The organism is Micromonospora sp. NPDC000442 (assembly GCF_042898635.1).
In the GTDB taxonomy this organism is placed as follows: domain Bacteria; phylum Actinomycetota; class Actinomycetes; order Mycobacteriales; family Micromonosporaceae; genus Micromonospora.
On sequence record NZ_JBIAYZ010000004.1, the window covers coordinates 252,207 to 274,808 of the forward strand.

General features: G+C 72.0%; 20 protein-coding genes. 13 read left to right on the forward strand and 7 right to left on the reverse strand.

What is annotated here, in order from left to right:
* Positions 1-9: 9 nt before the first annotated feature.
* Positions 10-540: a GNAT family N-acetyltransferase gene (locus ACFY2A_RS08205; RefSeq protein ID WP_387169823.1), complete on the reverse strand. Its 531-nt coding sequence runs from the start codon at positions 538-540 to the stop codon at positions 10-12.
* 212 nt (positions 541-752) lie between these two features.
* On the opposite strand from ACFY2A_RS08205, the gene ACFY2A_RS08210 reads away from it, so the two are divergent.
* The 3 genes from ACFY2A_RS08210 (at position 753) to groL (ending at position 4,035) form a co-directional block, all read left to right on the forward strand.
* The gene (locus ACFY2A_RS08210) at positions 753-956 is read left to right on the forward strand and encodes a cold-shock protein (protein ID WP_111217633.1); all 204 of its coding nucleotides are present in this window, start codon (positions 753-755) and stop codon (positions 954-956) included.
* 278 nt (positions 957-1,234) lie between these two features.
* Positions 1,235-2,137: a hypothetical protein gene (locus ACFY2A_RS08215; protein WP_363918116.1), complete on the forward strand. Its 903-nt coding sequence runs from the start codon at positions 1,235-1,237 to the stop codon at positions 2,135-2,137.
* A 275-nt stretch (positions 2,138-2,412) separates the two neighbouring features.
* Entirely contained in the window at positions 2,413-4,035 is a 1,623-nt protein-coding gene (gene groL / locus ACFY2A_RS08220) for a chaperonin GroEL (protein WP_203999680.1), read from the forward strand.
* An 88-nt stretch (positions 4,036-4,123) separates the two neighbouring features.
* Here the strand turns inward: groL and ACFY2A_RS08225 are convergent, their stop codons facing one another.
* The gene (locus tag ACFY2A_RS08225; RefSeq protein WP_387169826.1) at positions 4,124-6,808 is read right to left on the reverse strand and encodes a S8 family serine peptidase; all 2,685 of its coding nucleotides are present in this window, start codon (positions 6,806-6,808) and stop codon (positions 4,124-4,126) included.
* A gap of 141 nt (positions 6,809-6,949) precedes the next feature.
* On the opposite strand from ACFY2A_RS08225, the gene ACFY2A_RS08230 reads away from it, so the two are divergent.
* Both ACFY2A_RS08230 and ACFY2A_RS08235 read left to right on the forward strand, forming a co-directional pair.
* The gene (locus ACFY2A_RS08230) at positions 6,950-8,773 is read left to right on the forward strand and encodes a glycerol-3-phosphate dehydrogenase/oxidase (RefSeq protein WP_387169828.1); all 1,824 of its coding nucleotides are present in this window, start codon (positions 6,950-6,952) and stop codon (positions 8,771-8,773) included.
* An 85-nt stretch (positions 8,774-8,858) separates the two neighbouring features.
* The gene (locus tag ACFY2A_RS08235) at positions 8,859-9,383 is read left to right on the forward strand and encodes a hypothetical protein (RefSeq protein ID WP_363918124.1); all 525 of its coding nucleotides are present in this window, start codon (positions 8,859-8,861) and stop codon (positions 9,381-9,383) included.
* A 21-nt stretch (positions 9,384-9,404) separates the two neighbouring features.
* Here ACFY2A_RS08235 and ACFY2A_RS08240 read toward each other — a convergent pair whose 3' ends face one another.
* Entirely contained in the window at positions 9,405-10,805 is a 1,401-nt protein-coding gene (locus tag ACFY2A_RS08240; RefSeq protein WP_387169831.1) for an FAD-binding oxidoreductase, read from the reverse strand.
* A gap of 66 nt (positions 10,806-10,871) precedes the next feature.
* Between ACFY2A_RS08240 and ACFY2A_RS08245 the strand changes: the two genes are divergently transcribed.
* Complete coding sequence (locus ACFY2A_RS08245; RefSeq protein WP_387169833.1) at positions 10,872-11,186, forward strand: DUF4031 domain-containing protein; 315 nt, start codon at positions 10,872-10,874, stop codon at positions 11,184-11,186.
* Between the two features lie 41 nt (positions 11,187-11,227).
* On the opposite strand, the gene ACFY2A_RS08250 is transcribed toward ACFY2A_RS08245, so the two are convergent.
* Entirely contained in the window at positions 11,228-11,866 is a 639-nt protein-coding gene (locus tag ACFY2A_RS08250) for a metal-dependent phosphohydrolase (protein ID WP_387169835.1), read from the reverse strand.
* Between the two features lie 112 nt (positions 11,867-11,978).
* On the opposite strand from ACFY2A_RS08250, the gene ACFY2A_RS08255 reads away from it, so the two are divergent.
* Positions 11,979-13,241: an aromatic acid exporter family protein gene (locus ACFY2A_RS08255; protein WP_387169837.1), complete on the forward strand. Its 1,263-nt coding sequence runs from the start codon at positions 11,979-11,981 to the stop codon at positions 13,239-13,241.
* 16 nt (positions 13,242-13,257) lie between these two features.
* Complete coding sequence (locus ACFY2A_RS08260; protein WP_387169839.1) at positions 13,258-14,754, forward strand: PrsW family intramembrane metalloprotease; 1,497 nt, start codon at positions 13,258-13,260, stop codon at positions 14,752-14,754.
* A gap of 89 nt (positions 14,755-14,843) precedes the next feature.
* Here the strand turns inward: ACFY2A_RS08260 and ACFY2A_RS08265 are convergent, their stop codons facing one another.
* The gene (locus ACFY2A_RS08265) at positions 14,844-15,011 is read right to left on the reverse strand and encodes a hypothetical protein (protein WP_166458800.1); all 168 of its coding nucleotides are present in this window, start codon (positions 15,009-15,011) and stop codon (positions 14,844-14,846) included.
* An 89-nt stretch (positions 15,012-15,100) separates the two neighbouring features.
* Entirely contained in the window at positions 15,101-15,439 is a 339-nt protein-coding gene (locus tag ACFY2A_RS08270) for a co-chaperone GroES (protein WP_093403375.1), read from the reverse strand.
* 100 nt (positions 15,440-15,539) lie between these two features.
* Between ACFY2A_RS08270 and ACFY2A_RS08275 the strand changes: the two genes are divergently transcribed.
* The gene (locus ACFY2A_RS08275) at positions 15,540-16,904 is read left to right on the forward strand and encodes an AI-2E family transporter (protein ID WP_387170110.1); all 1,365 of its coding nucleotides are present in this window, start codon (positions 15,540-15,542) and stop codon (positions 16,902-16,904) included.
* A gap of 55 nt (positions 16,905-16,959) precedes the next feature.
* Here ACFY2A_RS08275 and ACFY2A_RS08280 read toward each other — a convergent pair whose 3' ends face one another.
* Positions 16,960-19,110, reverse strand: coding sequence for an ATP-dependent DNA helicase (locus ACFY2A_RS08280; RefSeq protein WP_387169841.1), 2,151 nt, complete (start codon positions 19,108-19,110; stop codon positions 16,960-16,962).
* Between the two features lie 139 nt (positions 19,111-19,249).
* On the opposite strand from ACFY2A_RS08280, the gene ACFY2A_RS08285 reads away from it, so the two are divergent.
* From ACFY2A_RS08285 to ACFY2A_RS08300, 4 genes are all read left to right on the forward strand, one after another.
* Positions 19,250-19,756 carry a DUF402 domain-containing protein gene (locus ACFY2A_RS08285; RefSeq protein ID WP_363918136.1) on the forward strand — a complete coding sequence of 169 codons (507 nt, stop codon included), beginning with the start codon at positions 19,250-19,252 and terminating at the stop codon, positions 19,754-19,756.
* A 106-nt stretch (positions 19,757-19,862) separates the two neighbouring features.
* Positions 19,863-20,795, forward strand: a complete 933-nt coding sequence (locus ACFY2A_RS08290; protein ID WP_387169844.1) for a PPK2 family polyphosphate kinase — start codon at positions 19,863-19,865, stop codon at positions 20,793-20,795.
* Between the two features lie 133 nt (positions 20,796-20,928).
* A complete protein-coding gene (locus ACFY2A_RS08295; RefSeq protein ID WP_093403380.1) occupies positions 20,929-21,555 on the forward strand; it encodes a DUF47 domain-containing protein in 627 nt (208 codons plus the stop codon).
* 4 nt (positions 21,556-21,559) lie between these two features.
* Entirely contained in the window at positions 21,560-22,564 is a 1,005-nt protein-coding gene (locus ACFY2A_RS08300) for an inorganic phosphate transporter (RefSeq protein WP_363918140.1), read from the forward strand.
* Positions 22,565-22,602 lie beyond the last annotated feature (38 nt).

Consider the following 22,602-nt stretch of genomic DNA (forward strand, 5'->3'; position numbering starts at 1 on the left):
CCGTGGGGTCTAGGCGGCCCTGCGCATCTGGAGTTCGCGCAGGGTCGGGATGTTGGGGTGCGGGACGCGGACGCCGGTGTCGACGAATCCCAGCCGCCGGTAGGCCCGGTAGGCCCGGTCGTTGCCGACCACCACCTCGAGCATCAGCTCCTTCCGTCCGCAGGCCCGGGACCAGCCCGCCACCCCACCGACCAGATCCGCGAGCAGGCCGGTGCCCCGCCAGCTCGGAGTGATGTAGACGGCGTACAGCACGGTCACCCCCGGCTCGGCCGGGTGCGCCATCCCACCGGCGTGCCCGACGAGCCGGCCGCCCGGATCGGCCACGAACTGCGCCGTGTCCGGGCCGGCGGAGACCCGGGCGACCCGGGCGGCGTACTCGGCGTGGGGCCGGGCCGCGGCCTCGGCGATCGTCTCCAGGAAGGCCAGCGGCGCGTCCGCCAGCATCTCCAGGCGTAGCGCGCGCATCCGAGCTGCGTCGGCCGGCTCGACTCGGCGGATGACGGCCCGGCGCACGCCCGTTCCGTCGGTGACGATCGTCATGCCCGCATGCTTATCACAATGACGTACGACGATACGGTCGACTGTAATACGCCCGATTTGTGGTCGTGCGCCGTCGTCACTCCTCGTGTAGCGTGCGATTTCGGTCACCCGTTTCAGCGGTCGTCGACGACTGCCGAAACCGGTGGTTTCCGGGTCCCCGGTGCGCCGGCGACCCGAGGTAGTGGAACGCCGTGCAGAGTGAGGAAAACACCGTGGCACAAGGCACCGTGAAGTGGTTCAACGCCGAGAAGGGCTACGGCTTCATCGCCGTCGACGGCGGGCAGGACGTCTTCGTTCACTTCTCCGCAATCGAGATGGACGGCTACAAGGCGCTGGACGACGGTCAGCGGGTGGAGTTCGAGATCGCCCAGGGCCAGAAGGGCCCACAGGCCGAGCAGGTGCGCGTCATCGCCTGAGCGCCGACCGCCCACCCCCACCGACCGATCGTCGTCGGGGTGGCGTGACCATCGCCGGAGGGGGCTGCGGTGCCGGTGCCCCACAAGGGAAGATCATGGGCCGATCCAGCCGTCGCTGAGGAGATCCCATGTCCGACCAGCCGCCCCCGACAGGTCCGTCCTCCTCGCCTTCGGGTGAGCCGCAGTCGCCCGCCGGATGGGTCGGCCAGCCGCCCCTCCCCGGCCAGCCTCCGTACGGTGTGCCGCCGGCTCATCCCGCGCAGCCGCCCCACGTCGGCATGACGCCGTATCCCGGCCAGCCGGTCTACGGCTGGTACCCCCCGGGCGGCTACGGCCTCGACCCCTCCGACACCCTGGTCACCCCGCCCGGGGCCGGTCTGGGCGGCTGGTTCGCGCGCTGCGTGGGCGCCGCCCGTCGCGGTTGGCGACCACTGTTGCCGATCCTCGTACTCACCCAGGCGCTGCCGGCCGCGGTGCTGTCGGTGCTCGTGCTGGCCGTGGACCCTTCGGCCCGCTGGGACGCCCAACTCGCCAGCGACTCCGCCGCGCTGCCGGCGAACTTCTGGTCCGACCTCGCGACGCTCCTGCTCGTGCTGGTCGGCGGCAGCCTGCTGCTCGGTGTGGTGCAGGCGGTCGGCTGGGCCGCCGGCACCTGGGTGATCAGCCGGCAGGCGATCGGCGAGTCGGTCGGCACCGGTGCCGCGCTGCGTTACGGACTGCGTCGGGCGTTCGGTCTGTGGGGCTGGACACTGCTCATCACCCTGATCGTCACCTTCGGCTTCTGCCTGTGTTTCCTGCCCGGCGTGTACGCGGCGTTCGCGCTGGCCATGGCCGGCCCGGTCTACCTCTTCGAGCGGCACGACCCGCTCAGCAGGTCGCATCGCATGCTGCGTGACCGGCTGGGGCTGCTGCTCGGTCGGGTGGCACTTGTGGGCGCCGCCGTGATCGGCTTCTCGCTGGCCGCGAGCGTGGTCGAGTCGCTGGCGATCCTGCCGTTCGGCGCCACTCCGCTGGACTCGCCGGGTACGGCGGTGGGTGCGGTGCTGACGGTCACGGTGGTCGCGGTACTGACCCTGCCGGCGTACCTCGCGCAGCTGGTCGGGCTCGTTGTCACATACGCCGAGCAGCGGGCACACGAGGGTCCGGTGAACGCCGCCCAACTGGCGGCCGAACTCGGCTGACCCGGGCCATCGTGCTTGCACTCGGCAGGGCAGAGTGCTAAACAAGTCATTGGCACTCGCATGGCGTGAGTGCCAGCTGGTCGGGACGGTGGGGCCGCGGTCGCGCTCGTGACATAACCACGGGTGGGGCACGTGGCCGGTCGTCGCGGGCTATCCGGCCCGGCCGAGGAGACGTCGCCGTCGCCAGGTGGCGACGTCCCAAGGTGCGTACACCAGACGGCCCATCCGGGGCACACACTCGGGTGGCCCGTGAGTGTCCAGGAGGACAACGCCGTATGGCCAAGATGATCGCGTTCGACGAAGAGGCGCGCCGCGGCCTCGAGCGGGGCATGAACCAGCTCGCCGACGCCGTGAAGGTGACCCTCGGCCCCAAGGGCCGCAACGTCGTGCTCGAGAAGAAGTGGGGTGCCCCCACCATCACCAACGATGGTGTGAGCATCGCCAAGGAGATCGAGCTCGAGGACCCCTACGAGAAGATCGGCGCCGAGCTGGTCAAGGAGGTCGCCAAGAAGACCGACGACGTCGCCGGTGACGGCACGACGACGGCGACCGTCCTGGCCCAGGCACTCGTTCGCGAGGGCCTGCGCAACGTGGCCGCCGGTGCCAACCCGATGGCCCTGAAGCGGGGCATCGAGGCTGCGGTCGCCAACGTCTCGGAGGAGCTGCTGAAGCTTGCCAAGGACGTCGAGACCAAGGAGCAGATCGCCTCCACCGCCTCCATCTCCGCCGGTGACACCAGCGTCGGCGAGATCATCGCCGAGGCGATGGACAAGGTCGGCAAGGAAGGCGTCATCACCGTCGAGGAGAGCAACACCTTCGGGCTGGAGCTGGAGCTCACCGAGGGTATGCGCTTCGACAAGGGCTACATCTCGGCCTACTTCATGACCGACCCGGAGCGTATGGAGGCCGTCTTCGACGACCCGTACATCCTGATCGCGAACAGCAAGATCTCGTCGGTCAAGGACCTGCTCCCGATCCTGGAGAAGGTCATGCAGGGCGGCAAGCCGCTGCTGATCATCGCCGAGGACCTGGAGGGCGAGGCCCTGGCCACGCTGGTGGTCAACAAGGTCCGCGGCACCTTCAAGTCGGTCGCCGTCAAGGCGCCGGGCTTCGGTGACCGCCGTAAGGCCATGCTGACCGACATCGCCATCCTGACCGGTGGCCAGGTCATCAGCGAGGAGGTCGGCCTCAAGCTGGACGCCGTCAGCCTCGACATGCTGGGCCGTGCCCGCAAGGTCGTGGTGACCAAGGACGAGACCACCATCGTCGACGGTGCCGGCGACGCCGAGCAGATCCAGGGCCGGGTCAACCAGATCCGGGCCGAGATCGACAAGAGCGACTCCGACTACGACCGGGAGAAGCTGCAGGAGCGGCTGGCCAAGCTGGCCGGCGGCGTTGCGGTGATCAAGGTCGGCGCGGCCACCGAGGTCGAGCTCAAGGAGCGCAAGCACCGTATCGAGGACGCGGTCCGCAACGCCAAGGCCGCCGTCGAGGAGGGCATTGTCCCGGGTGGTGGTGTCGCGCTGGTTCAGGCCGGCAAGACCGCCTTCGACAAGCTCGACCTGGCCGGCGACGAGGCGACCGGTGCGCAGATCGTGAAGATCGCGCTGGACGCCCCGCTGCGGCAGATCGCCGTGAACGCCGGCCTTGAGGGCGGCGTCGTGGTGGAGCGGGTCCGCAACCTCGACCCGGGTCACGGCCTCAACGCCGCGACCGGCGAGTACGTCGACCTGCTGGCCGCGGGCATCATCGACCCGGCCAAGGTGACCCGTTCCGCGCTGCAGAACGCCTCGTCGATCGCCGCGCTGTTCCTCACCACCGAGGCCGTCGTGGCGGACAAGCCGGAGAAGACCCCGGCCGCACCGGCTGGCCCGGGCGGCGGGGACATGGACTTCTGAGTCCAGCTCCCAACGCCGGAAGGGGCGGGCCGCGTCAGCGGTCCGCCCCTTCCGCTGTGTCGGCGGCATCATCGAAGTCCGGTGACGATCACCCACGGGCCGCCGAGACGGCCGCGTACGCGTCGACCAGGCCGGCGCCGACGAGGTTCGCCGGCCCGCCGCATTCGTCGGTCTGACCCTGGGCCGGGTCGCTGGTCTCGATCGGGGCGGCCGTCTCGCGCAGGATCCGCCGCGTCCGGTCGAGGTCGCCGACGAGTTCCGGGTTGGCCGACCACATCAGCGCGGCCACACCCGCCACCTGCGGTGTGGCCATCGAGGTGCCGTCGAGCACCGCGTACCCGCCGCCGGGCATCGCGGAGAGGACCTCCGCCCCCGGCGCCATCAGATCCGGTTTCGTCGCCCCGGTGGCCGTCGGGCCACGGGAGGAGAAGGCGGTGACCCGCCCCCGGTCGTCCACCGCACCGACGGTCAGCACGTCCGCGTACGGTGCGGGCGGGTCCTGCACGGAGCCGCAGAACGGGCCCGTGTTGCCGGCCGCCGCGACGACGAGAATTCCGGCGGCCTCCAGCGCTGTCGTGGCCGGTAGCAGCGCCGAGGGGTCGCAGCCTTCGATCGGCGGGCAGCCCCACGAGTTGGTCAGGATCTCGGGCGCCCGGGCGGGCCGCCCCTGTCGGAACGGATCGCCGTCGGGCGGGAAGGGCGCCAGCATGAACTGGAGGCAGTCGAGGTAGGCGGCCGGGTTCCCCAGATTGCGGTCGAGGTTGACGCAGCCGACCCACTGTGCGCCGGGGGCCACACCGATGCCGTCCCGCCCGACGGCGCTGCCCACGGTGTGGGTGCCGTGTCCGCTGCGGTCGGTCGGCGCTTCGGTGCCGTTCCACGGGTCGAACCACGAGTCGTCGCCGCCCCGGAAACCCTGGGCCAGGGTCGGATGCCGCCCGTCCACTCCCGAGTCGGAACTGCCCATGGTCACCCCGGCGCCGGTGACGCCGAGTTCGGACCAGACCCGATCCGCGCCGATCATGGTGATGTTCCAAGGCGGGCCGGACGGGGGCGAGGCGCTACCGGTGGCGCTGTCGGCGGGCGCCGGCAACGGACGCAGCCGCTGGCTGACCAGTACCCGGGCCACCTCGGGCCGGCTGGACAGCCAGGCCCGTACCGCCGGCCCACCAGCCACCTCGATCGCGTTGACCAGGTAGTAGGGGGTGTGTGGCAGTCGGGCGCGCCGCAGGTCCCGCCGCAGGTCGGCCTGGGTCCGGTCGGCGGTGTCGACCAGCCGCCGGTAGACCTCCCCGGCGCGGGCGTCCCGGCCCGCCCGACCTGGCCCGCCGCTCACCCCGCTGAGGTCCGCCTGTTCCCGAAGCAGTACGAAGAGTCGCTCCCCGTGCAGCCCCGGCTGTCCGGCGGTCGCGCCGACCAGACCGACCGTGACCAGCAGCGTCAGGGCGCTCGCCGCGGCCAGCACCCGGCTCGGCGTGCGGGCCGAGCGTCGCGCCAGCAGCAGGCCGTACCCGACCGCCAGCACCAGTCCGACGGCGAGCCCGGCACCGGTCGCGGCCGCCACCCAGAACGGCACGTCGCGGGTGCCGACCAGCAGCAGGCTGACCTCCTCCGGATCGGTGTAGGCAAGCGGGCCGAACACGCCGAGCCCGACCAGCCAGGCGGTCGGTGCCCGACCGCCCGCCCCGGCCGGATAGTGGGTCACGACGCCACCGGCGACCGGGTGAGCCGGCAGGCCGTGCCCCGTGCCCGGGTGGGCGACGCCGCGCCCGTCGGCCGGCCGGCGGTGCACGGCCCGCAGCGCGGCCAATGCGAAACCGGCCGGCGGCAGCGTCACAAGTAGCGGCAGCTGTGCGCCGGAGTGGCCGGTGCCGGCGCCCACCAGCAGCAGCACCACCCCGGCGACGAGCCCGCCCACGAGCACCAGGCGGGCTGGTCGAGGCGGTTCGTCGGCCTCGAAGCGGCCCCAGAACCGAGCGTCGAGCAGCGTCGCGGCCAGCGCGCCGACGGCCGCCGCAGCCAACCCGGCGAGGATGGTCTCCAACAGCCCGCCGAGCGCGCCCCACCAGACCCAGGGCAGCAGCAGGGCGAGCCCGGCGGCCACCGCGAGCAGAGCCGCCACCGACGGCTGCGCGCCCAGTCGCGCCTGACGCCCGGCCGGGTCACCCGCACTGACACCCGGGTCGTCCCCGCGCTCGGTGGTCCCTGCTCCCGGGTCGTCCCCGGGCGTGGTGGTCTCCGCACCGCCGACCTCGGTACGGAGGTCAGCGACATAGCCGTCCCCGGCCGTGGTGGTCTCCGCACCCGGGTCGCCAGATGGGTGCGCGGGCCGCCAGGTCTCGGCGAGCCGGCCGGGGCCGAGGACGTGGGACGGCAGCCGGCTCGTCACCACCGTCAGCAGCGCGGCCACGATGGCCAGCGCGCCGAGATACGCCTCATGGTGCACCGGGGGGATCGTCCGCAGTAGCCCGAGCAGGCCGAGCACGAGCGCGCCGGTGAACCAGACCCGGCCGGTGACGCGGACCGCCGCCGAGCGGGGAACGAGGGCCAGCGGCAGCGCCGCAGCGGCGATCAGCAGCACGCTGAGCAGGCAGACCACCGGCCAGAGCGGCACCAGCCGGTCCAGGCCGCCGATCAGCACCACCTGGTCCACGGCCCAGCCGCCGGTCTGCGCCAGGACCGTGACCGCGACCATCCAACAGCCGGCGAGAGCCGCCGCGACGATCGCCCAGGGGTTACCGGTCGAGCCGGGTGTGGTGGGTTCCGCCCGCATCCGCACACAGTACGGCGCAGCCGCCGCACCGCCGGTACGGATCCGCCGGGCGACTGATCGAGGTGCCCGGGCCGGCACATGTGATCGAGGTGCCCGGGCTGGCGCATGTCGGCGGAGGGCCGGGCCGGTTAACGTGGACGGGTGCGTGATCCGAACGTTCTGCGGTCCGTTGCCGGGCAGCTCTCGCCCGCCCGCCGCGCCGCCGACCTGCGTCGGTTGCGCGCCGAGCGGTTCGACGTGCTGGTGATCGGGGGCGGGGTGACCGGCGCCGGGGCGGCCGTCGACGCCGCGTCCCGGGGCCTCAAGGTGGCCCTGGTCGAGGCCCGCGACTTCGCCGCCGGCACCTCCAGCCGGTCCAGCAAACTGATCCACGGTGGCCTGCGCTACCTGGAGCAGTTGGAGCTGGGCCTGGTGCACGAGGCGCTGACCGAGCGCGGGCTGCTGGCCACCCGGCTGGCGCCGCACCTGGTGCGGCCGGTGCCGTTCCTGGTGCCGCTCCCCGCCGGCCAGGGCGTCCGCGACCTGCCCGCCCGACTGCTGCGGCGGGTCTACTACGGCGCCGGGGTGGCCGCGTACGACGCCTTCGCCGGCCTCTTCGGCGGCGGCCGGGGTATGCCGTTGCATCGCCACCTGAGCCGGGAGGGTGCCCGCCGCGTCTTCCCGAGCCTGCGCTCCGACGGTCTGGCCGGCGCGATCCGCTACCACGACGGGCAGGTCGACGACGCCCGCCTGGTGGTCACCCTGGCCCGCACCGCCGCCAGCCTGGGCGTGACCGTGGTGAGCAGTGCCCGGGCGGTCGGGCTGATCCGCCAGGCTCGGGAGGTCACCGGGGTCCGGGTCCGCGACCTGGAGGCACCCGCCGGTTCACCAGAGGCCGAGTTCGAGGTACGCGCCCGCACGGTCATCGCCGCCACCGGTGTCTGGACCGACGACATGTCCCGGATGCTCAACGACGTCGGACTGCGGCCCGGTGTCCGGGTCCGGGCGTCCAAGGGCGTGCACCTGGTGGTGCCCCGCTCGGCGATCACCGGCGAGACCGGACTCATCCTGCGTACGGCCACAAGTGTCCTGTTCGTCATCCCGTGGGGCGGGCACTGGATCATCGGCACCACGGACACCGACTGGCGGCTGGACCGTTCACACCCGGCGGCCTCCGCCAGTGACATCGACTACCTGCTCCGGCAGGTCAATACGGTGCTGGACCGCCCGCTGACCACCGCCGACATCGAAGGTGTCTACGCCGGGCTGCGTCCGCTGCTGGCCGGCGAGGCTGACAGCACCTCGAAGCTCTCCCGGGAGCACGCCGTCATCGAGCCGATGCTCGGGCTGCTGCTGGTGGCCGGCGGCAAGTACACGACCTACCGGGTGATGGCCGCCGACGTGGTCGACCGGGCGGTGCGCCGGCTCGGCGGCCAACGTGCGTCGCGTACCGCCGATCTGCCGCTGCTCGGCGCGGACGGGTACGCGGCCATGTGGCGGGACCGGGCGGACCTGGCCCGCCGCCACGGGTTGCCGGTGGGCGTGGTGGAGCACCTGCTGGAGCGCTACGGCAGCCTGACCCTCGACCTGCTCGCCCTGATCGACGCCGACCCGCTGCTGGCCTCCCCGCTTGCGGGCGCGCCGGAGTACCTCGCCGCCGAGGTGACGTACGCGGCCCGCGCCGAAGGGGCGTTGCACCTGGAGGACGTGCTGACCCGGCGTACCCGGATCTCGATCGAGACCACCCACCGGGGCCTGGAGTCGGCCGAGCACGCGGCCGAGCTGATGGGTGCGGTGCTGGGCTGGGACGCGGCTCGGCAGGCGCGGGAGGTGACCCACTACCGGGCGCGGGTGGAGGCCGAGCGACAGTCCCAGCTCATGCCGGACGACGCGACCGCCGACGCCGCGCGCCTCGGTGCGCCGGATGTGCGCGGCTACGCTGCGGATCGGGGCGCCGACGACGGCGCGGCGGGCCTGGCCCGCTGAGGGATCCACTCTGGAGATCGCCGGGCATGGATATCCTTCCGACGGGTTACGCTCCCTACCTACGGTGGGGTAAGTTCCGCGAGTGATGGCGCTTTCCCGATCACGACTGGCCTTCCTGCCCGGCATCGTCCTGCTGGCGATCGTTCTCAGCGGCTGTGCGCCCTTCGGTGATCGTTCCGAACCGCCCGTCGAGGCGAGCGCGCCGGCTGCCGGGCAACCCGGCGGCGCTGGGGCCACCACCACCGGAAAGGGCCGGGTCAGCCTGCTCCAGAACGACGGGCCCGACGGTCCGCTGCGCACGCTGAACGTGGAGCCGGACGGGCGTTGGGAATGCATCGACTGTGCCGGCGACGGAGTCACCTCGACCGGCGCTTTGAGCGAGGAGCAGCGGGAGCGGCTTCAGCAGCTCCTGGCCGAACCGGACCTGGCCCGGGAGACCGACGAGGCGCGCGGCTACCGGGTCAGCTGCGTCGGCGCGCTCACCTCCAGCCTGCTGACCGCGGCCGGCCTGATCACCTCGCAGGACTGCCCGGGGGAGGAGCGACCGCCGGTGGCCGAGGAGATCCTGCTGCTGCTCACCCAGAACACGCCCGCCGAGATGGTCGGCTGACGGCCGAGCCGCCGGGCGAGGTCAGAGCACCTTTCCGGGGTTGAGCAGGCCGGTCGGGTCGAGCGCCGCCTTGATCGCCTGGTGCACCCGTACGCCCACCGGACCGATCTCGCGGGCCAGCCAGTCCCGCTTCAGCAGGCCGACGCCGTGCTCACCGGTGCACGTGCCACCCAGGTCCAATCCCAACCGCATGATCTCGTCGAAGGCCCGCCGGCCACGCTCCAGGCTCGCCGGATCGGCTCGGTCGACCACGATGTTGGGGTGCATGTTTCCGTCTCCGGCATGGCCGACGACCCCGATCGGCACCTGGCACTCGGCCGCGATCCGGGCCACCCCGTCGAGCAGTGCGGCGAGCGCTCCCCGGGGCACCGCCAGGTCGTCGATGATCAGGCCACCGCTGCCGCCCGGGTACGCCTCCGCTGCGTACTTTTCCATGGCCGGGTGAGCCGACCGGCGGGCCTGCAACAGCGCGGCGGCCTCCACGGCGTCGCTGGCCGCGTACACCTCCTCGGCACCGGCCGCCTCGCAGACCGCAGCCAACTCGGCCAGGTCCGCCGCCGCCCTGGGGCCGGTGTCGGCGGCGGCCAGCAGCAGCGCCTCGGCGTCGGTGCGCAACCCCATCGGCCGGTACGCCTCGATCGCCGCCAGGTGGGTGCGGTCGAGCAGTTCCAGCAGGCTGGGGGAGAGGCCCTGGGCGGCGATCCGGGCCACCGCGTCGCCCGCGTCCGCGGTCGAGCCGAACACGGCCACCAGGGTCAGCGACTCCGCCGGCGCGGGCCGCAGCGCCACGGTCACCTCGGTGATCACTCCGAGGGTGCCCTCCGAGCCGACGAAGAGCCGGGTCAGGTCGTAGCCGGCCACGCCCTTGGCGGTACGCCGCCCGGTGCGCAGCACCTCGCCGGAGGCGAGCACCACCTCCAGGCCGAGCACGTACTCGGTGGTCACGCCGTACTTGACGCAGCACATCCCGCCCGCGTTGGTGGCCACGTTGCCGCCGATGGTGGACGACTCCCAGGAACCCGGGTCGGGCGGGTACCACAGACCGTGCTCGCCCACCGCGGCGGTGAGCGCGGCGTTTACCACTCCCGGCTGGACGACCGCGATCCGGCTCACCGGGTCGATCTCCAGGATCCCGTTCATCGCGGTGGTACTGATCACCACCGCGCCGTCGACGGAGTTCGCCGCGCCCGCCAGCCCGGTACGGGCACCCTGCGGCACCACCGGTACGCCGTGCCGCCCGGCCGCCCGGACCACCGCGACGACCTCCTCGGTGCTGCGCGGGCGGGTAACCACAAGCGGTGTCGCCGACGCACACAGGTCGGCCTCGTCCCGCTCGTGCCCACGCAGCAGGTCAGGATCGGTGAGCACCGCGTCCGGCCCGAGGGCGGCGCGCAGGTCGTCGAGGAGCGGGGAGGTGGCCATGCGGCCGAGGCTACGACCGGCCACTGGTGATCATCAACCTGGGCCGGCGCCCGGTACGGTGGCTGCGTGATCTACGTGGACCGGCCGACCTGGCCGGGGCGCGGCCGCCTCTGGTCGCACCTGATCAGCGACGTCTCCCTCGCCGAACTGCACGCCTTCGCCGAGATGCTCGGTGCCCCCGGGCGGGGTTTCGACCGGGACCACTACGACGTTCCCGCCGAGCGCTTTCCGATGGCCGTCTGGCTCGGCGCCCAGATCGTGCCCAGCCGCGACATCGTCCGCCTCCTGCACGCCGCCGACCTCCGCCGCCCCAAACACCTCTCCCGCCCCCACCCAGACTCCCGCGATCTTGCACTTTCGGTCCCCCATTCGCGGCTTTGACACCGTTATGTCCCGACGGAAAGTGCAAGATCGACGTGGAGTTATGGGGATAGGCGGGTCAGTTCGCGGGTGAGGTTGGTGTGGGCGGGGCGGGTCCAGTGGGCGGCCAGCGCGGGGATGCGGTACAGGGCGGGCAGGGCTAGCAGGTCGGAAAGCACCCGGGCGCGGCCGGCCCGGTAGTGCGGCTCGGGGACGTGGGCGTACTCCCGGCGGATCGCGGTGGCGTAGCGGTCGTACTCCGGTGGAGGGGCGGCGAGCACGGCCAGGTCGGCGTCGCAGAGCAGCGCGCCGTCGGCGTCCGCCGGCTCCACCACATGACCGGCGGTGAGCAGGACCAGCCGATTCACCTCGGCCACCGCGACGGCGGGCAGCCCCAACCGGGTGAGCAGGGCGTCGGCGAGCGCCGCGCTGTCGCGCTCGTTCCGGTCGCCCGACGCGCGGGGGTCGTACACCGCGTCGTGGCACCACGCGGCGAGTCGCACCAGATCGGGTCGAGGCGCGGTCGAGGCGTGCTGGTCGATCACGTCGAGCACGGCGACCAGGTGCGCGACCGTGTGGTAGTGCCGGTGCGGCTCCCGCCACCGTTCGAGCAACTCCGCCCCGGCGGCCTCGACCGACGCCGGGTCACCCGCTCCGGCCGCCCGGGCGGCGGTACGCCATCGTGCGATCAACCCCGTCACCAGCCCGAGTCTGCCCGATCCGGCGAGGGGTGCGGTGGAGGTGCTGCCGCCCGTCCGGCGGGATGTGCCGGTTCGGCGGGAATGTCCGGGCCTCAGGCGGGTAGTCCCGGCCATGACGGTGGCCCGGCGCGGACTTTCTCGGCTGCTGCGCCGAGACGGCGCGCGCGACGGCCGGTCCGACGTGGACACGGCCCGGATCGCCGGAACCGTGGCGCAGCTGCATGACCGGGGCAAGGCGACCCTGCGCGACCGCCTGCACCGGGTGCGCCTGTCACTCGGCCTGGCCGCGCAGGCGGGCCTGGCGGCCGGGTTGTCCTGGGTGGCCGCGCACGAGCTGCTGGGCAACCCGCAACCGGTCTTCGCCCCGATCTCCGCCGTCGGCACCCTGGCCGTCTCGGTGGGCCAGCGGTTCCGCCGGACCATCGAGCTGATCCTCGGGGTCGGCGTCGGGGTGTTCGTCGGCGACCTGCTGATCTACTTCCTCGGCACCGGGCCGTGGCAACTCGGCCTGGTGGTCACCTCCGCCATCGTGCTGACCGTCTTCGCCGGGGGCAGCGTCGCCATCGTCATCCAGGCCGCGGCGACCGCGGTGCTGATCGTGACGCTCAGCCCGTCGGTCGAGGACCTGGAGATACCCCGGTTCATCGACGCGATCGTCGGCGGCAGCATCGCCCTGCTGGTCACCGCGATCCTGCTGCCGCTCAACCCACTACGGGTGCTCAACCGAGCCGCCAGGCCCGCGCTCAGCCTGCTCGCCGACCAGCTCGACCTCGCCGCCGAGGGGCTGCGGGAACAGGATCGCGACAAGATCCAGAGTGCGCTGGAGCGGCTGCGTGACAACAAGGAGGAGTTGGCCACCTTTTCCGAGGCGATCGAGGGTGCCAAGGAAACCGCAATGCTCTCCCCGGCCCGCTGGCACCGACGCAGCGAACTCACCCACTACGCGGAGGCGGCCGACCCGATCGAACGGGCGATGCGTAACAGCGGCACGCTGATCCGTCGCGCGGTGACCCTGGTGGAGGACGACGAGCCACTCCCGGAACCGATGCCGGACGCGGTCGGTCACCTCGCCGAGGCGGTACGCCTGCTCCAGCAGGAGTTCGCCCAGGGCGAGGAGCCCGAACAGGCCCGGGAGCGGTCGCTGCGCGCCGTCAGTGAGGCCGGTCGGGCGTACGGCGAAGGGGTCGGGTTCTCCGGCAGCGTGGTGGTGGCGCAGGTGCGTACCACCGCCAGTGACCTGTTGGTGGCCTCCGGTATCAGCCAGGAGGAGGCGAACCGGCTGGTGCGGCGCTCCTTCGGTGAACTGGAGCGACCGGGGGCACCGGCCGGGCCGGAACCGGCCGTGCAGCGGCCCACCGCGCCCCCGGTCGGCTGAGTCACCGGGGGCGGCCATGCGCCCGGCCCGGCGGGCCGGGCATGACTACGCTGACCGCATGGCCGTCACCCCGTCCGGCGGATCACTGCCGCCGTCGCCGTCCGTGCCCGCCGCCCCAGGCGTGGGTGATGGCGTACCCGGAATGCCGCGACGCCGCCTGAGCTGGCGCCGGGCGCTGGTGCTGATCGGGGTGATCATCCTGATCGCGGCCTGCGCGATCTTCATGCTCTTCACGCTCGGCACCAGCCTCGGCCCGGAGGCGCTGCTGGTCGGTACCGCTGCGGCGGTACTGCCGGTCCCGGTGCTTGTGGCCTGCTTCCTCTGGCTCGACCGCTACGAGCCAGAGCCGTTGAAGTACCTGGTCTTCTGCTTCGCCTGGGGTGCCTTCGTCTCCACTGCGGCGTCCCTGACGGTGAACGAGACGGCGGCCGGCTGGTTCGAGGACCAGGGCCTGCCCGTCGCCCTCACCGCCGTCCTGGTCGCGCCCTTCATCGAGGAACTGACCAAGACTCTCGGCCCGATCCTGCTGTTGATCTTTCGGCGGCGGGAATGGTCTGGCATCACCGACGGCCTGGTCTACTGCGGGCTGTCCGCGATCGGCTTCGCGATGGTGGAGAACATTCTCTACCTGGGTGGGTACGGATACGCCTCGGGGGTTGAGCAGTACGGGCCGGCGACCGGGGCGCAACAGGTCATCGCCATCTTCATCGTCCGGATCCTGCTCTTCGGGTTCGCCCATCCGTTGTTCACCTCGATGGCCGGTATCGGGCTCGGTATCGCCGCGCGGTCGGCGGACCGTCGGGTGCGGTTCTTCGCCCCGGTCGCCGGGCTGCTGCTGGCGATGATGCTGCACGGGACGTGGAACCTGCTGCCGACGCTGACCCAGGCCACCGGTCAGGTGCTGATCTCGCTCTTCGGTTTCGTCGGCGTGATGGTCCCGATCTTCTTCGGCATGGTCGGCCTGGCGGTGTGGCTGCGGGCCTGGGAGGGGCGGCTCACCGAGCGGGTGCTGCCGGACTACGTCCGGGCCGGTTGGCTCACGCCACCGGAGGTGGCCGCGTTGAGCAGCCTCGGCCGACGACACGCGGCGCGGGTGTGGGCCCGGCGGGTGGCTGGCGACGCCGGTCTACGGGCGATGCGCGGCTATCAGTTCGCGGCGACCCGGTTGGCGCTGCTTCGGGACGGCGCCACCCGAGGTCTGGACCGCCGCCCCGTCGACCGGGACCGGACGGCCCGGGAGGAACAGGAACTGCTCAACTCCATCGCCGCGTACCGGTCGTACTTCGTGGGCCGAGACCCGCAGTCGCCGGTCGGCGTCTGGGACGGGCACCGCTACCACCTGCGGTTCCCGGACGGTTCGCAGCGGGCGGTGGAGGCACCCGAGGAGCCGGTGGTCCCGATCCCGGTGGTGCTCACCCCGCCACCTCCGCCGCCCGCGTTCCCCGCCGGCTACGGCCAACCCGGCTGGTACGGCCCACGTCCCGCCGCTCCCTGGCCACCCGGTCACCGCTGACCGCCCGCCCACCCGGTCACCGCTGATCCCGGGCCGGCCGGTGACCGGGTCGGCCGGCCGGTGGTGCTCCGACCATCAGGCTGTGGTGCTCAGGTCATCAGGCTGGTGAGGAAGTCTCCGAGTCCCTGGGCCATCATCATCAGGGCCGCACCGATGGCCTTGAACATCTGTGCGGCGCCCTCCGGCCGGAACGCCATGAAGTAGATCAGAAACGCGAGGCTTCCCCAGGCCAGCACCTTCTTCACGAATACCGGCATCGTCCCTCCCCAGGCCGGTGGTGCGGCTGGCTTCCCGTCGGGGAGCGCGGCAAACGACGCGTGGGCCGGGAGCGGGTCCTGAAGCCCGGTCAGAGATAGAGACCGGTCGCGTTCTCCTCGATCCGTTCGGCGGCCACCGCGTGCACGTCGCGTTCGCGCAGCAGCACATAGCCACGGCCGTGCAACTCGACCTCGGATCGGTCATCGGGGTCGAAGAGCACCCGGTCGCCGGAGACGATGGAGCGCACGTTGGGGCCGACCCCGACGGCGGTGGCCCACGCCAGGCGTTTGCCCACCGCAGCGGTGGCGGGAATCACGATGCCGGCGCTGGAACGCCGCTCGCCTTCGCTGCCCTCCATCCGCACCAGCACGCGGTCGTGCAGCAGCCGGATGGGCAGGCCGGAGTCGAGGTTCGGATCGGCGGTCACGCCGCAGACGCTACCGTGTCGTCCCCCGTCGGCCGTCGGTGGTCACCGGGTTAGCGGACCGGTCGGGCGGGGCACTGTGGGTGGCGAATTCGTCCTACCGTTGCCTGGTCGGGCGTATCCTGTCCGACCTGACGCAGTGCGCAGGCCGATCTGCCGGGAGGTGCGCTTGAGCCGCTTCGAGCGGATACGCGGACGGCTGCGTCGCGCGTACGAGTCGGGCCGGGAGTCGGTTAGAGCGGGTCGTCAGACGCCGCCCGACGTACCGGAGCCGGCCGGCCCGGCCTCGCCGTCGAGCCCCGGGCCGGTGGCACCGGCGGCGGCGACCGTGGTCGGTGTCGAGCCGCCCACCCCGCTGCACAACTCCACCTCCAGTCGCGACGACGCCGACGTGCCGCACGCGCTGCGGATCGCCGCCGCGTGGTGCTGGCGGCTGATCGTCATCGGCATCGTCTTCTGGGCGCTGCTGAAGCTCGTCGGCACGATCAGCATCGTGATCATCCCGTTGGCGGTGGCGCTGCTGCTGTCGGCGCTGCTGGCACCCGCGGTCGGCTGGCTGCTACGCGTCCGCCTGCCGCGGTCCCTGGCGACCGCGGTGGTGCTGGTCGCCGGGCTGGCCGCGGTGATCGGCACGCTCACCCTGGTGGTCAACGAGTTCATCAAGGGCGTTCCGGAACTGACCGCGAAGTCGACCCAGGGTCTGCAGCAGATCCAGGACTGGCTCAAGACCGGGCCGTTGCACCTGTCGGACAACGACCTCGACCGGTACATCGAGGAGACCCAGCGGTGGGTCGACAACAACACCGAGCGGTTCACCAGTGGCGCGCTCTCCACCGCTGCCACGCTGGCCGAGGTGCTGACCGGCACGGTGCTGGTCCTCTTCGCCACCTTCTTCTTCCTGCGCGACGGCAACATCATCTGGCGGTTTCTGGTCCGGCTGCTGCCCGTCGCCGCGCGCTGGAAGGTGGACGACGCCGGTCGGGCCGCCTGGGCGACGTTGGTGGCCTACGTCCGGGCGACGGTGCTGGTCGCCTTCATCGACGCCGTCGGTATCGGCATCTTCCTGGTCATCTTCGACATCCCGTTCGCCTTCCCGTTGGCCGCCCTGGTCTTCCTCGGCGCGTTCATCCCGATCGTCGGTGCGACCCTCTCCGGGGGCGTGGCGGTGCTTGTGGCGTTGGTCGACAGCGGCCCGGTGACCGCGTTGATCATCCTGGGCGTGGTGATCGGCGTACAGCAGGTGGAGGGGCACATCCTCCAGCCGTTGATCATGGGTAGGGCGGTCGCCATCCACCCGCTCGCAGTGATCATCGGTCTGGCGGCCGGCGTGGTCCTCGCCGGGATCACCGGCGCGCTGGTCGCGGTGCCCATCATCGCGGTGCTCAACACGGCGGTACGCCGCCTCGCCGCCCGGCGCGTCCCCGACACCCCGCCCGACGCCGTCGTCGTCGCCTCCCGGGCGCCCTGATCCCAGTCGCGCGCCGGGTGCGGCCCCCGATCGCCGGCGTACACCGCCAGCCGCCTCAGCTCTCGGCGAGGCGGGTCAGCGCGCCCCGGACCACCTCCGGGCGGGTCGTGTACCAGAACGGGGGCAGTGAGCGACGGAGGAACGAGCCGTAGCTGCGGGCCGTCTCCAGCCGGGAGTCGAGCACCGCCACCACGCCCCGGTCGCCGTTGGCCCGGATCAGCCGGCCCACGCCCTGTGCGAGCCGAACCGCCGCGATCGGGACGCTCACCGCGGCGAATCCGGAGCCGCCCTGCGCGTCGACCGCCGCCGCGCGGGCTGCGGCGAGCGGTTCGTCGGGGCGAGGGAACGGAAGCCGGTCGATCACCACCAGTTGGCACGAATCGCCCGGAACGTCGACGCCCTGCCACAACGACATCACCCCGAACAGGCAGCTCGACCGTTCCTCGCGGAAACGTCGGACCAGCAGCGGCAGCGCCTCCTCACCCTGAAGCAGCACCGGCAGGTCGGTCCGGGCGCGCAACAGCTCCGCCGCCTGCTGCGCGGCCCGCCGCGAGGAGAAGAGCCCGAGCGTACGCCCACCGAGCGCGGTGACCAGCGTGAGCAGTTCCTCCCCGGCGGCCTCGGGCAGCCCGGAAGCCCCCGGGCGGGGCAGGTGGGCGGCCACGTAGAGGATGCCCTGCCGGGGATAGTCGAACGGCGAGCCCACGTCCAGCGAACGCCACCCGAGCCCGGAGTCCGTCAACCCGTCCGCGTCGTCCGGCCGGCTCGGTGCGGTGCCAGCGGCCGCCTCGTCGGGGCCGGTCGGTCGCCGGGTGGCCTCGGCGAGGGCGGCGGCGGCCGGCGACGGTGGGCTGGGTGGGGGCGAGTCGAGGCCCAGGGCCCGGGCGACCGTTTCGAACCGCCCTCCGAGCGCGAGCGTGGCCGAGGTGGCCACCACGGTCCGCTCGTCGTAGAGGTGGGTGGCCAGGGTGCCGGCGACCGAGAGCGGCGCCACCACAAGTGCCCGCCGTCCGGTCACGTCGTTGCGCTCCACCCAGGCCACGTCGTGCTCGGCCTCGTCCAGTAACCGCTGGGCCGTGGTGGACAACTCGTCCAGGACGGCCTTGGCCTGCTGCTTGCGCACCGGGTCGGGGTCGTCGGCCTTGACGTCGCCGATGCTGTCCAGGGCGGTACGGGTGGCGGCGTCCAACAGCGTGCAGGCCTCCCGCAGCGGGCCGGGCAGCCCGCTGGTGATCCGCCCGACCGGCGCCTCGGCCAACCCGACCGCGAGGGCGTCACCCGATGCGGTCAACGCCTCGGCCGTCTCCGGGCGCAGCAGCGGGCGGGCCCGTCGAGCGGACCGGTCGATCAGCTCAGGGGTCAGCTCCGCCTGGGCCGCCGAGGAGACCCGGTCCGCCAGCTCGTGGGCCTCATCGACGACCAGCAGCCGGTGGGGCGGAACGATGTGCCGGCCGGCGAGCATGTCGACCGCGAGCAGGCTGTGATTGGTCACCACGATGTCCGCCTCCCGGGCCCGCGCCCGGGACGCCTCGGCGAAGCACTCCGCTCCGTACGGGCAGCGGGAGGCACCGACGCACTCGCGGGCGGGCATGGAGACCAACCGCCAGGTCTGGTCGTCGACGCCCGGGTCCAACTCGTCGCGGTCACCGGTGTCGGTCTCCAGGGCCCAGTCCCGCAGCCGCTGGATCTGCTTGCCCAGCCGGCCGGCCTCACCGAGCCAGCGCGTGCCGCCGGGGCGCTCGGCCGGGGCGTCGAAGAGGGTGTCCTCCGGTTCGTCCGCCGTGGAGTTCTCCAGCCGGGCCAGGCAGAGGTAGTGGTGGCGGCCCTTCAGCACGGCGAACGTGGGGCGGCGCCGGAGCAACGGCTCGACGGCGTCGGCCAACCGGGGCAGATCGTGCTCCACCAGCTGGGACTGCAACGCCAGGGTGGCGGTGGAGACCACCACGGGTCCGTCCACCGTCAACGCCGGAGCGAGGTACGCCAGGGACTTGCCGGTGCCGGTGCCGGCCTGCACCAGCAGGTGGTCACCGGTGCTGACGCATTCCTCGATCGCCGCGGTCATTCGCTGCTGGCCCGGACGGGCCGTACCGCCGGGCACGGCCCCGACCGCGGCGGACAGCAGCTCGGCTCCGCCCGGCCGGTCGCCCCGCCGACGTGCCTTGTCGCGGGCGGTGCCGGTGCCGGTGGCGGTGCGGGGCGGAGTCACCGTGGCACGGTACCCGTCGGGGCGGACGCGGTCGGTACCGAGCAGGCCGTGTCGCGCTCGCGCGCAGCGCGAATATCGCCATGTCGTCCGGTAACTTCCCGACGGCGAGGCGTGGGCGGAATCGGCTAGGGTGCGACTCATGCCGAGCGACGTGATCCGTGTGATCTACCGCAAGTTCGACGGCAGCGCCCACCGCGACTACCCGGCCCGTCGGTTGGCCGAGGACGACCTCGGCGTCTGGCTCGGCGTGTCGGCCGGCACCAGCTCGGTCTACCACGGCCGGCCGTCCGTCGAGCAGATTCCGTTCGTGCTGCTGGTGCCCCACCACGCCTGGTGGACGGGCATGTTCAACCCACCGCCACGCACCAGCGAGGTCTATTGCGACATCGCCAGCCCGGCCCGCTGGGAGGGCGAGGACACCGTGCATCTGGTCGACCTCGACCTGGACGTGGTCCGGCGTCGCGAGACCGGCCTGGTCGAGCTGCGCGACGAGGACGAGTTCGCCGAGCACCGGGCCCGCTACGGGTATCCCGACGACTTGGTGGTGGAGGCCGAGGCGGCGGCGCGCTGGCTGTTCGGCGCGCTCGGCGACGGCACCGAGCCGTTCGCCACCTCGTACCGCAAGTGGCTGGCCCTGGTGGTCTGACCGCTGCCTGCTCCGGCGGGCGGACCGTCGCCCGCATCGGCTCCCAGCCCAGGGGACGACCCGACTCCGTCGCGCGGACCGGCGGCGGGCGGGTGATGATGCTCCGATGGTGGACGACGGTGTTTTCGAGGTGGTGGCGCCGAACGGCGGCGCGGTACGCGACCTGCTCCGGGTGCGGCCCGGCGGACCGGTGGACCTCGCGGGGATAGATCCCCGCTCGACTCCGGGATTGCCCGGCCCCGAGGTGACCGGGCCGGACCGCAAGGCGTGGGCCCGCCGGCAACTCGCCCGGCTGGGTGCGGGGCTGGCCGGGCAACAGGAGATGCTGTTCGCCGGCGCGAAGGCCGACCCGGGCGTCGGCCGGCGGGTGCTGCTGGTGCTCCAGGCGATGGACTGCGGTGGCAAGGACGGCACGATCAAACGGGTGGTCGGGGCGATGAATCCGCTCGGCGTGCACATCCGGGCGTTCGGCCCGCCGACCGCCGAGGAGCTGCGGCACCACTTCCTGTGGCGGATCCGCCGGGCCCTGCCGCCCCCCGGCAACCTGGGGGTTTTCAACCGCTCGCACTACGAGGACGTGCTGGTGCCCCGGGTTCAGGAACGGGCTCCGGAGGACGTCTGGCGGCCCCGGTACGCGGAGATCGACGAGTTCGAGCGGGAGTTGACCGACGGCGGGGTGATCGTGGTGAAGGTCTTCCTGCACATCTCCAACGCCGAACAGGCGAGCCGGCTGCTGGCCCGCCTGGACGATCCGACCAAGCACTGGAAGTACCACCCGTCCGACGTCGACGCCCGGGCCCGGTGGGACGACTACCAGGCCGCGTACGCCGAGGTGCTCGCCAGGTGCGGTACGGACCGGGTGCCGTGGTACGTGGTGCCGGCGGATCGCAAGTGGTACCGGGACTGGGCGGTGGCGCACCTGCTGCGTGAGACGTTCGACACTCTTGATCTGGGGTATCCGTCAGCCGACTTCGACATCGAGCGGGAACGGGAGCGGCTGCTGGGAACCACGGGGCCGGTGAAGGTGAACGGAAGTTGAACGAGCGGTGAATGCAATCTGGCCAAGGGTGGGCCGAAAAATCGCCGATCTGACGGTTCCCTAGCATTCCCCTCAGCAGGGCGCCGGAGCGGCGGCCGCCACCCCTTCCACCCGACACGACGAGGTCCGTGCTGTGAGGTTTTCCTTCCGCCCCAACGAGGGCGCTTTCTACGAGCTCTTCACCAGGGCCGCGCAGAATCTGGTCCGGGGTACCGAGCTGCTCAACGAGCTGGCCCTGCCCGATGTCGAGGTGCAGTCGGTGAGCGAGCGGCTCACCGAGGTGGAGCACGACAGCGACCAGATCACCCATGATCTGTACAAGAAGATCAACTCCACCTTCGTCACCCCCTTCGACCGGGAGGACATCTACCGGCTCGGCTCTCTGCTCGACGACGTGATGGACCACCTGGAGGCGGTGGGCAACCTGCTCTACCTCTACGGGCTGACCAAGCTGCCGTCGTTGCCACGGGAGATGCACGAGCTGGTGCACGTGCTCGACCAGCAGGCGAAGCTGACCGCCGACGCGATGCCCCGACTGAAGTCGATGAAGGATCTTGAGGACTACTGGATCGAGATCAACCGGCTGGAGAACGACGGCGACCAGGCCTACCGGATGCTGCTGGTGCGGCTCTTCTCCGGGGAGTACGACGCGTTGACCGTGCTGAAGATGAAGGAGGTCGCCGACGAGCTGGAGGCCGCCTGCGACGCCTTCGAGCACGTCGCCAACACGGTCGAGACCATCGCGGTCAAGGAGTCCTGATCCTGTGAGTCCCGAGCTCATCGCCGTACTGGCGGTGATCGGGGTGGCCCTGGTGTTCGACTACACCAACGGCTTCCACGACGCCGCCAACGCGATCGCGACAAGCATCTCCACCCGGGCGCTGACACCCCGGGTCGCCCTGGCCATGGCTGCGGTCGGCAACTTCATCGGCGCCCATTTCGGTGCCGAGGTCGCCAAGACCGTCGGCAGCGGCCTGGTCGAGCTGCCCACCGGCGTCTCCAGCCTCGGCATCGTCTTCGCCGGGGTGATCGGCGCGATCACCTGGAACATCATCACCTGGTACTTCGGTCTGCCCTCGTCGTCCTCGCACGCCCTGATCGGTGGCCTGGTCGGCTCGACCGTCGCCGCCTCCGGCACCGTGCTCTGGACCGGCATCGGCGAGAGCGTGATCATCCCGATGATCCTGTCGCCGATGGTCGGCTTCATCCTCGGCTACATCGTGATGATCGCGGTGCAGTGGGTCTTCCGGAACGGGCATCCGGGCAAGCTCAACCGCGGTTTCCGCTGGGCCCAGACCGTCTCGGCGGCGGCCATGTCGGTCGGCCACGGCATGCAGGACGCCGCCAAGACCATCGGCATCGTGGTGCTCGCCCTCTTCGTCGGTGGCTTCCAGGACGACGCCACCTACATCCCGGAGTGGGCGTTCTGGACCTCGGCGGCGGTGCTGGCGGCCGGCACCTACGCCGGTGGCTGGCGGATCATCCGGACCCTGGGCCGGAAGATCATCGACCTGCGCCCGCCGGAGGGTTTCGCGGCCGAGACCGTGGCCAGTGGTGTGCTCTACTTCAACGCCCTGGTGCTCGGTGCCCCGATCTCGACCACGCACACGATCACCTCGGCGATCATGGGCGTCGGTGCCACCAAGCGGCTCTCCGCCGTGCGGTGGGGCGTGGCCGGCAACATCATCGGAGCCTGGATCCTGACCTTCCCGGCCGCCGGCTCGATCGGTGCGCTGATGTACTTCCTGGTCCGTCCGGTCTTCAGCTGAGCTGTGTCGACGGGCCCCTGGGACGTCCCAGGGGCCCG